Annotated in this window: 11 protein-coding genes and 1 pseudogene; 7 read left to right on the plus strand and 5 right to left on the minus strand. The window is 72.0% G+C overall.

All coding sequences use genetic code 11. The features are described from left to right. Nucleotides 1-88 precede the first annotated feature (88 nt). The gene (locus EAO76_RS15650) at nt 89-3,490 is read left to right on the plus strand and encodes a S41 family peptidase (RefSeq protein ID WP_148836556.1); all 3,402 of its coding nucleotides are present in this window, start codon (nt 89-91) and stop codon (nt 3,488-3,490) included. Between the two features lie 247 nt (nt 3,491-3,737). Here the strand turns inward: EAO76_RS15650 and EAO76_RS15655 are convergent, their stop codons facing one another. Next, nucleotides 3,738-4,145 carry a hypothetical protein gene (locus EAO76_RS15655; protein ID WP_148836557.1) on the minus strand — a complete coding sequence of 136 codons (408 nt, stop codon included), beginning with the start codon at nt 4,143-4,145 and terminating at the stop codon, nt 3,738-3,740. 391 nt (nt 4,146-4,536) lie between these two features. On the opposite strand from EAO76_RS15655, the gene EAO76_RS15660 reads away from it, so the two are divergent. Both EAO76_RS15660 and EAO76_RS15665 read left to right on the plus strand, forming a co-directional pair. Then, entirely contained in the window at nt 4,537-5,706 is a 1,170-nt protein-coding gene (locus EAO76_RS15660) for an NAD(P)/FAD-dependent oxidoreductase (protein WP_148836558.1), read from the plus strand. A 46-nt stretch (nt 5,707-5,752) separates the two neighbouring features. Beyond that, nucleotides 5,753-6,673 (plus strand): RNA polymerase sigma-70 factor, encoded by a 921-nt coding sequence (locus tag EAO76_RS15665; RefSeq protein WP_262375497.1) that lies wholly within the window; start codon nt 5,753-5,755, stop codon nt 6,671-6,673. On the opposite strand, the gene EAO76_RS15670 is transcribed toward EAO76_RS15665, so the two are convergent. Together EAO76_RS15670 and EAO76_RS15675 are read right to left on the minus strand one after the other, a co-directional pair. Then, the gene (locus tag EAO76_RS15670; protein ID WP_148836559.1) at nt 6,610-7,098 is read right to left on the minus strand and encodes an ATP-binding protein; all 489 of its coding nucleotides are present in this window, start codon (nt 7,096-7,098) and stop codon (nt 6,610-6,612) included. The two genes, EAO76_RS15665 and EAO76_RS15670, sit on opposite strands and share 64 nt — an antisense overlap. After that, nucleotides 7,095-7,307 carry a hypothetical protein gene (locus EAO76_RS15675; protein WP_148836673.1) on the minus strand — a complete coding sequence of 71 codons (213 nt, stop codon included), beginning with the start codon at nt 7,305-7,307 and terminating at the stop codon, nt 7,095-7,097. The genes EAO76_RS15670 and EAO76_RS15675 overlap by 4 nt, the downstream gene beginning before the upstream one ends. A gap of 174 nt (nt 7,308-7,481) precedes the next feature. Between EAO76_RS15675 and EAO76_RS15680 the strand changes: the two genes are divergently transcribed. The 4 genes and pseudogenes from EAO76_RS15680 to EAO76_RS15695 all read left to right on the plus strand — a co-directional run bounded on the left by EAO76_RS15680 (nt 7,482) and on the right by EAO76_RS15695 (nt 9,819). Further along, nucleotides 7,482-8,333 (plus strand): helix-turn-helix transcriptional regulator, encoded by an 852-nt coding sequence (locus tag EAO76_RS15680; RefSeq protein ID WP_148836560.1) that lies wholly within the window; start codon nt 7,482-7,484, stop codon nt 8,331-8,333. Next, nucleotides 8,314-8,403, plus strand: a pseudogene (locus EAO76_RS15685) (DUF397 domain-containing protein); the annotation flags it as partial. The gene EAO76_RS15680 and the pseudogene EAO76_RS15685, both read left to right, overlap by 20 nt. A gap of 174 nt (nt 8,404-8,577) precedes the next feature. Continuing rightward, entirely contained in the window at nt 8,578-9,210 is a 633-nt protein-coding gene (locus EAO76_RS15690) for a hypothetical protein (RefSeq protein WP_148836674.1), read from the plus strand. Between the two features lie 69 nt (nt 9,211-9,279). Beyond that, nucleotides 9,280-9,819 carry a hypothetical protein gene (locus EAO76_RS15695; protein ID WP_262375498.1) on the plus strand — a complete coding sequence of 180 codons (540 nt, stop codon included), beginning with the start codon at nt 9,280-9,282 and terminating at the stop codon, nt 9,817-9,819. Between the two features lie 358 nt (nt 9,820-10,177). Here EAO76_RS15695 and EAO76_RS15700 read toward each other — a convergent pair whose 3' ends face one another. Both EAO76_RS15700 and EAO76_RS15705 read right to left on the minus strand, forming a co-directional pair. Further along, nucleotides 10,178-11,914: a hypothetical protein gene (locus EAO76_RS15700; protein WP_262375499.1), complete on the minus strand. Its 1,737-nt coding sequence runs from the start codon at nt 11,912-11,914 to the stop codon at nt 10,178-10,180. Nucleotides 11,915-12,161: 247 nt separating this feature from the next. Then, nucleotides 12,162-12,599, minus strand: a complete 438-nt coding sequence (locus EAO76_RS15705; protein WP_148836561.1) for an NUDIX domain-containing protein — start codon at nt 12,597-12,599, stop codon at nt 12,162-12,164. Nucleotides 12,600-12,667 lie beyond the last annotated feature (68 nt).

Here is a 12,667-nt window from a genome sequence, read left to right on the forward strand (position 1 = left end):
CGGCAACTCGTGGTGCGGGGCGCCCCGTGCTCCGGCGCGCCCCGCACCACGAGTTGCCGGGGCCCTTCCGCGCGGAAAGCATTGGAGGGTGAGTGACGACGTCGCGTATCTCCGTTTCCCGCACCTCCACGACGACCTGCTCTGCTTCGCGGCCGAGGACGACCTCTGGGTCGCCCCTCTCGCCCCGGAGGGCGAGCGGCCCGGCCGCGCGTGGCGGGTGACCGCCGACCGGACCAGGGTCGGCCATCCGCGCTTCTCCCCCGACGGGAGCCGCATCGCCTACACGACCTGGCGCAGCCTCGACCCCGAGATCCACCTCGCCCCGGTGGAGGGCGGCCCGGCCCGCCGGCTCACCTACTGGGGATCGACCGACGCCCGGGTCTGCGGCTGGACCCCCGACGCCGGGGACGCCGCCCAGATTCTCGCCGTGTCCTCGCACGGCCAGCCGTTCTCGCACGTCTCCTGGGCCTACACCCTGCCCACGGACGGCAGCCCCGGCGGCAAACTGCCCTGGGGCCCGGTCTCCGACATCGCGATCGCCGACATCGAGGGCGAGCGCCGCACCCTGCTGCTCACCGGCACCCCGCCGCACGAGCCGGCCTCCTGGAAGCGGTACCGGGGCGGCGCGACGGGACGCCTGTGGCTGCACGGCAAGCGGCTGCTCCCGGACATCGGCGGCCATCTCGACTCGCCGATGTTCGTCGCCGGGCGGATCGCGTTCCTCTCCGACCACGAGGGCGTCGGCAACCTGTACTCCTGCCGGCCCGACGGCGGCGACCTGCGCCGCCACACCGACCACGACGCCTTCTACGCCCGGCACGCCTCCAGCGACGGGCACCGGGTGGTCTACCAGTGCGCGGGCGACCTGTGGCTGGTGGACGACCTGGCCTCGCCGGACGCGGTGCCCCGGAAACTGGAGGTCCGGCTCGGCGGCCCGCGCACCGGGCGGCGCACGTACCAGATCCCGGCTGCCAGCAACATCGACTCGCTGTCCGTGGACGAGACGGGCCGGGCCAGCGCCGTCGCCGTGCGCGGCAGCCTGTACTGGCTCACCCACCGCGACGGCCCCGCCCGGACCATCGCCGACACCCCCGGCGTCCGGGTCCGGCTGCCCGAGATGCTCGGCAGCGGCGCCCAGGTCGCCTACGTCACGGACGCGGACGGCGCGGACGCCGTCGAGATCGCCTCCCTGCCGCGTGCCAGCGGCGAACGCGAGCCGCGCCGGCTGGCCTCCGGCCTGATCGGCCGGGTCCAGGAGATGGTCGCCGACCCGGACGGCGAGCGCCTGGCCATCGCCACCGACGACGGCCGGCTGCTGATCCTGGAAACCGGAGAGGAGGCCGGGGAAGGAATCGGTGCAGGGATCGGTACAGGCATCGGGGAAGGAATCGAGGAAGGGGTCGGTACGGGGACCGGTACGGAGACCACCGGAGAAGGGACCGGCGCGGGGACCGCCACCGGCGAGCCCACCGAGCTGATCCGCTCCATCAACGGCCCCGTCCGCGACCTGGCGTTCTCCCCCGACGGCGCCTGGCTGACCTGGTCGCACCCCGGGATCGGCCGTTCGCTGCGGCAGATCAAACTGGCCCGCATCCTGGGCACCGGCGCCCCCGTCATCGTCGACGTCACCAACGGCCGCTTCGAGGACGAGAACCCCGTCTTCACGGGCGACGGCCGCTACCTCGCCTTCCTCTCCTGGCGCGGTTTCGACCCGGTCTACGACGTCCACACCGGCGACCTGTCCTTCCCGCTGGGCTGCCGCCCCTACCTGGTGCCGCTCTCCTCGGCCACCCCCTCCCCGTTCGCCCTGTCCCCCGAGGGCCGTCCGGCGGCGGGCGGTCTCGACCCGGTCGACGAGCCCCCGGAGGCCGTCACGGGCGAGGGGCCCTCCACGGTCACCGTCGAGTTCGAGGGCCTGGAGAACCGGGTGACGCCGTTCCCGGTCTCCGCGTCGAAGTACTCGGCCCTGTACCCGGTGAGCGGCGGCGGGCTGGTCTGGCTGCGCTGGCCGATCTCGGGCGCGCTCGGCGAGACCTTCGCCAACCCGGCGGACATGTCGGGCCGCCCCACCCTCGAACACTTCAACATCTCCAAGGCCCGCAAGACCGAACTCGTCGCCCACCTCGACTGGTTCGCGGTCAGCGGCGACGCCACCCGGCTGGTCGTCATGGACGAGGGCGAGCTGCGCGCCGTGCCCGCCACCGAGATCGCCGACGGCGACTCGACGGTCTACCTGGACCTGCGCCGCATCCTGCACGACGTCGATCCGCCCGCGGAATGGCGTCAGGCGTACGCGGAGGCCGGCCGCATCATCCGCGCGTACTTCTGGGAACCGGACATGTGCGGCATCGACTGGGACGCCGTGCTCGACCAGTACCGCCCGCTCGTCGAACGGGTCGCCTCCCCCGACGAATTCGCCGACCTGCTGCGCGAGGTCCTGGGCGAACTGGGCACCTCGCACGCGTACGTGTCCCCGGCCCGCCGCAACGAGGGCCCGCCGCACTACCAGCGGGCGATCGGCCTGCTCGGCGCGAACCTGGTGTGCCGGGACGGCGACTGGACGGTCCGCCGCATCCTGCCCGGCGACTCCTCCGACTCCAAGGCCCGCTCCCCGCTGGCCGGTACGGGCATCCGGGAGGGCGCGGTCCTCACCCATGTCGACGGCCGCCCGGTGGACCCGGTCGCGGGCCCCTACCCGCTGCTGTCCGCGGCGGGCGGCACCACGGTCGAACTCACCTTCCGCGCCGCCGGTGGCGGCGGCCGCTCCCGCCGGGTCGCCGTCGTCCCGCTGGTCGACGAACGCCCCCTGCGCTACCAGGACTGGGTGGCCAAACGCCGCGAGGTCGTACGGGAGTTGAGCGGCGGCAAGTGCGGCTACCTGCACATCCCGGACATGGGCGGCTCCGGCTGGGCCCAGTTCAACCGGGACCTGCGCCTGGAGGTGTCCCGCCCGGCCCTGATCGTCGACGTGCGCGGCAACGCGGGCGGCAACATCAGCGAACTGGTGGTGGAGAAGCTGACCCGCACGATCCTCGGCTGGGACCTGACCCGCAACGCCCAGCCCGTCAGTTACGCCTCCAACGCCCCCCGGGGCCCGGTGGTCGCCCTGGCCGACGAGGCGACGGCCTCCGACGGCGACATGATCACCGCCGCGTTCCGGCTGCTGAAGCTGGGCCCGGTGGTGGGCCAGCGGACCTGGGGCGGTGTGGTCGGCATGACGGGACGGCACCGGCTGGTCGACGGCACGGTGATCACCGTGCCGATGAACGCCGCCTGGTTCGACACGTACGGCTGGTCGGTCGAGAACCACGGCGTCGAACCGGACCTGGAGGCCCTGCGCACCCCCCTCGACTGGGCCGAGGGCCGGTACGCGGTGCTGGACGACGCGGTGCGAATGGCCCTGGACCTGCTGGCCGCACAACCGGCGGCGACCCCGCCGACGTACGACAACGTCCCGGACCGCAGACGCCCGCCCCTGCCGCCGAGATAGGCGATACCGCGCCGGTACGACGCGCACGGGCGGCACGGGGCCGGTACGCGCACGGGCGGGTACGGGTCCGAGGTGGGCGCGGGCGGGCAGCGCGGGCGGCACGGGCCCGGGGCGGGCTCGCACCGCCCGCCCCGGACCCACCGGTCCCGCACCGACGGGCCCACTGGCCGGGCGCCCGCCGCCCGGTGCCTGCGCACCGGGCCGGCGCCTGCGCGACGGAACCGTCCGTGTCAGGCCGGACAGTCCGTCAGCAGAGACGGATCGCCCATACCGCCGACCAGTCGACGCCCACTATGCCGCCTCCCGGCGGCACTTCCCGCAGGACGTTCCCGTTGCTGCCGATGAGCTTGACAGGGACCGTGTGGTTGTTCCTGTAGAACCCGTCGCCTACCCAGTTCGACAGGTAGTGGCTCCCGCACTGACGGAACACGTGGACCTTCCAGTCCCCCGTCGTCGGATCCCGCACCGCGGCGCAGAAGCTCCCCACCGCGCAGGAGAAGAGGGCGCCGTCCTTCACGTGGAAACTGGGGACGGCAGGGGAAACCGACGGCGCGACCGCCGCGACCGCCGTCTCCGGCGCAGTCGCCGTCGTCCCGGGCGCGGAATCCGGGACCGCGGCCCGGGCGGGAGCGCCGACGGCCGACGCCATCAGCATCGCGCTCAGGGCACCGACGAGACCGAGACGCGTTCGGTTGGTCTTCACTTGCTCGTCCCTCCGTTCGTTCCAGACGTCACACACGGACCGCAGAGGTGCTCCCGACCAAAGACCGAAGCCCGAAACCCAAAAGCCGTGAACCGGTGACCGGGAGCCCTCCGGCCCGCCCCACCGTGCCGCCCCCGCGCGACCGCCGACAAGCCTTTGCAGCCAGAGGCAAAGGGGGCGGGGAGAGTCCGGATGAGCGGCGTCCCGGGGCCTTTCCCGACTCGCGTACGCGGCCGCCGCAGCGGCGGCAGGAGTGATCTGGCTCACTCCCTGTCACAGCTCCGATCCACCCGGTGTCTTGATGCCGGAAGCGACCGACGGAACGGACGGAGACGTGGACACCATGAACAAGAACACCGGCGTGGTAGTCATCGGCGGGGGCTACGCGGGCGTCGCCGCGGCCAACCGGCTGGCACACCACGGCGACGTGACCGTGACGATGGTCAACCCGCGCCCCGAGTTCGTCGAGCGCATCCGCCTGCACCAGCTGGTCGGCGGGAACGACGACGCGGTCGTCGGCTACGGGGAGGTCCTGGCCGGGAACGTCCGGCTGGTGGTCGACAGCGTCACCACGATCGACGCGGCCGGGCGCCGGCTGGAACTGGCGGGCGGCGACACGGTCGGCTACGACTACCTGGTCTACGCGGTGGGCAGCGGCAGCGCCGAACCGGACGTGCCCGGCGCGGCGGAGTTCGCCCACCCGATCGCCACCCTGGAGGAGGCCCGGCGGCTGCGGCCGCTCATCGCCGACGCGCCCGCGAAGGCCCCGGTGACCGTGGTCGGCTCCGGCCCGACCGGCATCGAGACCGCCGCCGAACTGGCCGAGGAGGGCCGGTCCGTGACCCTGGTCTGCGGCGAGGAGCTCGGCCCGTACCTGCACCCCCGGGGCCGCCGCTCGGTCGCCCGGACCCTGGCCGGACTCGGCGTGACCGTGGTCGCGGGCCCCGGCGCGCGGGTCGCGGCCGTGACCGCCGACTCCGTACGGCTCGACGACGGCCGCGAACTCCCCAGCCGGGTCACCGTCCGGGCCACCGGCTTCGGCGTGCCGGACCTGGCGGCCCGCAGCGGACTGAGCACCGACACCGTGGGCCGCCTGATCACGGACGAGACGCTGACCAGCGTGGACGACACCCGGATCATCGCGGCCGGGGACGCGGCGGCCCCGGTGGACATGCCGTTCCGGATGAGCTGCCAGGCCGCGGGCCAACTGGGTTCGCGCGCCGCCCGCACGGTGCTCAGCCGGATCGCGGGCGAGCGCCCCGCACCCCTCAAGCTGTTCTTCGCCGGCCAGTGCCTCAGCCTGGGCCGCCGCGCCGGGATCTTCCAGTTCGCCACCCTGAACGACCACGCGATCCCGCTCCTCCTGGCGGGCAACCCCGGTGGGAAGCTCAAGGAGTTCGTCTGCAAGTCCACCGTCAAGCAGTTGACGAACGAGGCACGCAAGGCACACAGGAACGGTCCGAGCCCCGCACGCGACGAGGCACCGGCCACCGCCGCCGGGCACACGGCGTAAGAGCCGGAACCTGTCGGCCGAGAGAGTTGCAGAGAGGCCAGAAGACGTGAACGACGACCGCGGCGACCACGACGAGATCGCCACCACCGACCCGGCGACCGAGGCATTCGTCGCCCACCGCAACCTCCTCTTCACCGTCGCCTACGAGATGCTCGGCTCGGCGGCCGACGCGGAGGACGTCCTCCAGGAGACCTGGCTGCGGTGGGTCGAGGTCGACCTGGACCAGGTCCGCGACCGACGCGCCTACCTGGTACGGATCACCACCCGTCAGGCCCTCAACCGGCTGCGCACGCTGTCGCGCCGCAAGGAGGCGTACGTCGGCCCCTGGCTCCCCGAACCGGTGCTCACCGCGCCGGACGTGGCCGAGGACGTCGAACTCGCCGAGAGCGTGTCGATGGCCCTGATGCTCGTCCTGGAGACCCTGTCACCGACGGAACGCGCCGTCTTCGTGCTGCGGGAGGTCTTCGACGTCGACTACGACGAGATCGCCGCCGCCGTCGACAAGACCCCGGCGGCCGTCCGCCAGATCGCCCACCGAGCCCGGCGGCACGTCGACGCCCGCCGCCCCCGCGCGGCGGTCTCGGCGAGCGTGTCCCGGGCGGCGGTGGACTCGTTCCGGCGCGCCCTGGAGACCGGGGACCTCCAGGGCCTCCTGGACGTGCTCGCCCCCGATATCGTCCTCCTCGGCGACGGCGGCGGCGTCAAGCAGGCATCCCGGCGGCCGATCATCGGCGCGGACAAGGTGGCCCGCTACCTCGTCGGCGGCACCCGGAAGATCGCCGAGACGATCACCATCGAGCCCACCCTGGCCAACGGCAACCCGGCGTTCCTGCTGCGCCTGGACGGCGAGATCGACGGCGTCATGGCGTTCCGGATCGAGGACGCCCGCATCACCGGCCTCTACTACGTGCGCAACCCGGAGAAGCTGACCCGCGTCGACTCCGAGACCTCGCTCACCCTGCGCTGACCCGTTCCGTCGGTCCGTCCTYCGWCGRAGGACGGACCGACGGACGGACCGGGGGCCCGCAGTTCGCACCAGACCGTCTTGCCGCGCGGCCCCTGCTCGACGCCCCACCGCAGCGCCAGCGCGTCCACGAGCGCCAGCCCCCGCCCCGACTCGTCACCGCCCGCCGCACTCCGTATCACCGGCCAGGCGCCCGGTTCGGGATCGCTCAGCTCGACGCGGATCCGGCCGGTGCACGTACCGCTGACCCGGAGCGTCACCGGCGTCCCCTCCCCGAGGTGCACGATCGCATTGGTCAGCAACTCGCTGACGCAGAGCAGCAGATCGGGCGAATCCGCGCCCCCGCACCGCTCCCGCAGGGTCCGCCGCACCTCCGGTACGGCCTTCGGCACCGCGAGCAGGTCCAGCGCGACCGGCAACGGGCTCATCCCCCGGCCGCCGAACGCAACACCTCGGCCAGCCGGTGCGCGGTGACCGCGTTGCAGTTGCCGAGCGCGATCAACGGCGGCCGGGTCGTCCACCCGGCGAGGGTCAGCGGATCGACCCCGAGCGACGGCAGGGTGATGCCGTGCGCGGTGAGCGCGTCCCGCAACGCGTCGATGGCCGCGCCGACGTCGTAGGTGGGGATGTCGTGCATGGATGTGCCGTCCGACGCGGATGCGTCGCCATGCCTGCCGTCGGGCTTGTCGTTCATGAGGAGCCGTACACCTTTCGTTGCGCACTGTGACGAACACCTCACACGCTGCCGCGCGGACCTCTACTTTGAAAGGGTTTCCCGCTTCACGACGCACGGCGCGAAAGGTGGTCAAAGGTGGCTACGCGCAAGGAGATCGACGGTTCGGCAGGCGTCCCGCAGTTCTACGGCAAGGAGCTCCGCTACCAACGGGAGAAAGCCGGGATGACCCTGGAGAAGCTGTCGGAGGGCAGCTTCTACGGCATCACGCTCCTCAGCGAGATCGAGCACGGCAACCGCAGCATCCCGCTGGACCTCGCCCAGCACGCGGACCGGGTGTTCGGCACGGACGGTTATTTCGCGCGGAGTTGCGAGGATGTACGGAAGGCCAGGAGAGGCGCCCACTCTTCGTACTTCGCTGCGGTCGCGGAGGCGGAGAAACGAGCCCGGACCATCAGCGAGTGGTCCGGCACTCTCATCCCTGGGCTGCTTCAGACCAGGTCGTACGCCGATGCAGTCGTCCGCTCCGCGCACTCCCTGGACACACAGGAAGAGGTCGAAGCCAAGATCGCCACCCGGCTGCAGCGGGCCCAGCTCTTCGACAACCCCAGGAAACCCGAGTACTGGGTGATCCTGCACGAGTCCCTGGTACACCATTCCATCATCCCGCCTGCGGAAATGGCCGAGCAGCTGGACCACATCGCTGCCCTGGTCCAGCACAGCCGCATTGTTGTGCAGGTCCTTCCGTGGAACGGACCGACCCGTGCTCTCTCGGAACTGCCCCTCTTCCTCATGGATTTCGACGACGAACCGTCGTTGCTCTACACCGAGGGCCCTTACCACGGTCAAACCATCGACGATCCGGCCATCGTGGGGCGCTACCGCAAGGCATACGATCGGCTGAGGGCCGCCGCCTTGCCGCCGGAGGTGTCCCTCGCCCTGATCGAGAAGGCGGCTGAGGAGTACCGAAATGGCCGGCGTCGACCTTGACCTCAGCATTGCCACCTGGCGCAAAAGCAGTCACAGCAATGGAGACGGCGGCAACTGCCTCGAAGTCGCGGACGGGAACCCCTCCCGTACCCCCGAACGAGCGACCACCCCCTTCCCGAGCCTCAAAACCCGAACCCCGACTCCCGGAGCTCGGCCCCCGAGGCCCGGACCCGGACGCGACCCGGGAAACAGGGAACGGGGAACGGGGAACGGTCTTGTCGTAGGCGGTGGATACCCTGCGGAAATGAGTAACGCGATGTGGGATGCCCTGGCAGCGACACCCCTCCCGGAAGTGCGGCGCCGCGCGGCCGTCATGGACGATCTCGCCGGGGTCGCACCGGTGACGGTGCCCGGCGCACACCGTCTGGCCTGGAACGACCGCGGCGGCCAGTCCGCGGTCTGGTACTTCGCGGAGGACGGCCGCGCGCTGCTGCTGACGTTCGACCACGAGTCGGACCTGAACCTGTACGCCGAGGAGGACTACGACCTCCAGGAGTCCTTCTACAAGGGCGTCCCCGAGTCCCTCGTCACCCTGGTCCGCGACCGGCCCGAGAACTACGAGTCGCTGAACCTCACGGACCCCGGGACGGGCCGGACGATCCACTACGCGGGCGGCGTCTTCTGGTACGACGGCACCCGCTGGCACGTGTCCGACGGCCTGACGGAGTACTGCGAGGACGAGGACGCGGACCTGTTCGCCGACTCCGGCTTCGGCTACTGCCTCGACTCCTACCGTTTCGGCCAGGACTTCACCCCGGAGGCCGTCGTGAAGGCCCGGAGCGAGGACGGGCTGTACGAGGACGAGGAGGAGAAGGAAGCGGCCCTGCTCACCCTCCGCGAGGTCTTCGCCCGTCACGACCATGACGCGCCCCTCTGATGCGATGACGACCGGCACGGCGCGTAAACTTTAGTTTACTTAGCCGGGCTCGGAAACTATAGTTGTCGCATGACGGCTTCTGAGATCACCCCGGAAGAGCAGGTAGAGCTCGACAAGGCCCTGTACGACGCCTTGAACCCCCTGGCCTCGGCCATCCGCTCCCGGGAGACCGGGCTGCCCGCCGACCGCATGTGGGAGGCGAATCCCATCGAAGTGGCGCTGTCCGTCCTGGCCGCGTGGAAGGTGATGGATGGGGAGGTGAAGCGGCTCACGGAGCAGGCTGCGGCAACCGCCGGCTCCTACGGCGCGAGTTATGAGCAGTTGGGGGCCGTCTGGGGCATCACCCGGCAGGGCGCCCGCAAGAAATGGCCCGAGGCCGTCAGCCGCCCGGCACCCGCGACAGCGGGCAGAAGCACGCTTGCGTTGTTCGGAGGGACTGCTGAGCTGACGCAGTCGCCTTCCGGCGATTGGGGCTGGACCGGACGAGGCGCCGACGGAGCAGCCGGCACGGCCGCCGATGGGGCACCGCATGCGACCGCCGAAGAAGCAGCGGCCCACGCGGGCGCATTCCTCAAAGAGCACGCCCTCGGCATCGGCGATCAGCCCTAGAACTTCTCACGTGGGGCACCTGCGGGCCCGGATGAGGTGGAAGCCAGGTGGAACGCGGCCTGGCGGGCAGTGGCGAGCTTGTCCGTTCGCACGGCCGGGCCGCGCCACCGCTTGAGCCGGTCGATGCGGCGTTCGACCGCGGGCGCGTCACCCGCCCGGCCGGGCATGAGCACGAAAGCGAGCGGCCGGCAGCGGCTGCCCGCGGCACGGCGGATCCTCATGGCCGGCCCGCCGCGGGACCGCCCGAGGGCGCGGCCGTCCGGCCCGCCGATGCATGTACGGGCAAGCGGCGTTTCGGCATGCCGAGCGGGGGCGCCCGCAGCGTCATCCGCGCCCGGAGTCGTTCCGGAACCACCGGTCACCGGCCGTCGAGCCGGAGCGGCGGGTTCGGATCGGTGTCGTCGCTCATGAAGTCCTTCATGCCCTGCCACAGCGAGCGGGCTTGGTGGACGGTGGCCCCCCGGACACCGGCCAGGACCTCCGGGCGCTCGCCGAAGCCGACCGGGAGCGGCGGGAGGCCCAGCGTGGCCAGGGTGCGGATCAGGAGCTCCGACGGGTCGCCCGGGTCGCGCAGCAGCCGTGCCACCTCGCGGGCGTCGCCGCTGCCGGCCGCCGCGACGAACAGTTCCGCGTGCTGTTGCGCGGTCTCCTGCGACGGTGTCGCCCCGGGCCCCGCCCACCGGTGCCGGGCGGTCGTACTGCCCTTGCCGACGACGGTCAGGGCCCGGGAGTCGATCCCTTCGCAGTGGGCGACCAGGGTGGTCAGCCGAGTGGCACCGAACGCGGATTCCGCGACCCTTGCCAGTCCGTCGAGGCGCAGCAGCGTCGCGCGGCGCCCGCGCTTGCCGGGTGCCTCCTGCGACGGGGCCGTCTCCATCAGCGTCCACCGTCCGGCCGGAGCGAGCCGGACGGTCGCCCCGCACAGCAGCAGTTCCTGCGAGACGCGTTGCGGCGAGGTGGGCACGTACGCGATCTCCTGTGCCGCCTGCGGCCACGCGGATTCCGGCAGCGGCACCGCGGGGGCGGGGACGGTGCCGTTGCGGGGGACGGAGGCGGCGAGCCGGGACCGGGCGTGGTCCCGGAAGTGCAGAAATGCCTGCAAGGGGTCCCCTGCGTAGGCCCACGGGTACTCGGTGGCGTGCCGCCCGATGGAGCGGTAGACGTCCAGCGACTCGGCCCAGCGTTCCTGGCGGTTCAGCGCCCACACCAGGTGGTTGCGGATCAGGCGGGCACCACGGTCCTCGGGCGGGCGCGACGCGGAGTACGCCTGCGCCGTGGCGATGATCGCGTCGGTCCGGTCGGCGCCGGAAGATTCCTGGCCGCCGTTCCTGCCCGGACGCCTCCCCTTCCTGTCCCCCTCTCTGTCCCCCCCGATGCCGACTTCCGTCAGTGCCACGACCTCCAGGGCGCGGACGGGGGAGCCCTGCGGGGCGTCGGCGGCGGCGCGGGCCACGTGGTCGAGCATCTCCTCGTGGCTGCCGTACCACTTGGCGGAGAGGAACTGCACGGCCTGGAGGTGGGTGGGCAAGTGGTGGGGCCCGCAGCTGAGCGCCCGGCTCAGGCAGTCGTCGAAGACCTCGCGCGGTGCCTGCGCACCGATGCAGTGGGCCAGGACCGCGGACCACGGGACCGGGTCGCCGGGGCCGGCCGCCACGGCCGCTTCGACGACCGGCAGCGCGTCGTCCAGCAGCGAGAAGAAGGCGCGGAACCGGTCCGCGGCCACGTCCTTCGCGTACGCGCCCGTACGGACCTTCTGCGCCTCGGCGATCCGCCGGAACGCCTCGACGACGAGGGCGTCGGGGTCGTCCGGCGACTCGGCCAGCCAGGCGTTCAGCCACGCCGCGTCGTCCACGGCGATTTCGGCGAGGGCACGCACGGACTCGTCCCGCAGGGTCCAGTCGGCCTCTTCGCGCGTGGTGGCGAGGAGTACGCGGGCCGGTGCGTACGCGCCACGGCGGGCGGCGGCCATGGCGTCGGTGGCGCGTGCGTCCGGTGCGCCGACCACGACTGCGTGGTCCGGCGGCAGCCCGACTCCCGTCGCCTCCAGATGCCGGACCATGCGTGCCGCCTTGCCGAACACGTACGCCTCCTCCATGAAACCTGCACGTGCCCGCCATGATCGTTTCTGTGCCGCGCTCCCGGCAGGACCGACCGCGGAGTCGTGTCCATAACGCCGTCGCAACGTGACCTCTACGGCGCCATGTCATGAAGTGTCATGAACCGGCGCCCACTTGATCCGCTCGCGGGACCCGACTCCAGGCCCTGCCCGACTGCCGGCCTCCGGGCCTCCGGGCCTCCGGGCCTCCGGGCCTCCGGGCCAAGTATTTCCGCAGATCACGGACCTACGCCGCGAGCACACCCCGTTGCCTCAGGAGCGGGAGCACATGATCCCGCACGGCCGGAGCGAGGTGAAGGTCCTCCTCGCGACCGGACACCCAACGCATCCGTGCCAGTTCAGCGGCGGGGAACGGTGTCCCGCCGAGACGCGCCTGGAAGACGGTCATCCGCATGGGGACACCCTCCAGAGCCGCGACGGCCTCGACGTCCACGAGGAACCGCGGATCCAGGGGCTGGACGCCGAGCTCCTCCTCGAATTCCCGCATCAGGGTTTCCCGCGCCCCCTCATCGGCGTCGGGCTTTCCGCCCGGGAGGTAGAAGACCTCGGGTGCCGCCTTCTTGCTCACCACCAGGAGTCGCCCGTCCTGGACGACCGCGGCCGCGACAACGACAAGGGGCTCGCTCTGCGCCGACGACGAACCCGCCGCGTGTACTTGATCCATGCACGCAATCCTCCCGGACGAGAAGAGGAAGGCCGGCTCTCTCCCCCGCCCCTCCACCGCAACGCGGT

Origin of the sequence: Streptomyces sp. sk2.1, assembly GCF_008120935.1 — a bacterium.
In the GTDB taxonomy this organism is placed as follows: domain Bacteria; phylum Actinomycetota; class Actinomycetes; order Streptomycetales; family Streptomycetaceae; genus Streptomyces.

What these genes read in the sequence shown, in the direction of transcription:
- EAO76_RS15700 (WP_262375499.1), bottom strand. Translation starts at nt 11,914, where the DNA reads ATGGAGGAGGCGTACGTGTTCGGCAAGGCGGCACGCATGGTCCGGCAT.
- EAO76_RS15690 (WP_148836674.1), top strand. Translation starts at nt 8,578, where the DNA reads ATGAGTAACGCGATGTGGGATGCCCTGGCAGCGACACCCCTCCCGGAA.
- EAO76_RS15705 (WP_148836561.1), bottom strand. Translation starts at nt 12,599, where the DNA reads ATGGATCAAGTACACGCGGCGGGTTCGTCGTCGGCGCAGAGCGAGCCC.
- EAO76_RS15660 (WP_148836558.1), top strand. Translation starts at nt 4,537, where the DNA reads ATGAACAAGAACACCGGCGTGGTAGTCATCGGCGGGGGCTACGCGGGC.
- EAO76_RS15675 (WP_148836673.1), bottom strand. Translation starts at nt 7,307, where the DNA reads ATGCACGACATCCCCACCTACGACGTCGGCGCGGCCATCGACGCGTTG.
- EAO76_RS15655 (WP_148836557.1), bottom strand. Translation starts at nt 4,145, where the DNA reads ATGCTGATGGCGTCGGCCGTCGGCGCTCCCGCCCGGGCCGCGGTCCCG.
- EAO76_RS15695 (WP_262375498.1), top strand. Translation starts at nt 9,280, where the DNA reads ATGACGGCTTCTGAGATCACCCCGGAAGAGCAGGTAGAGCTCGACAAG.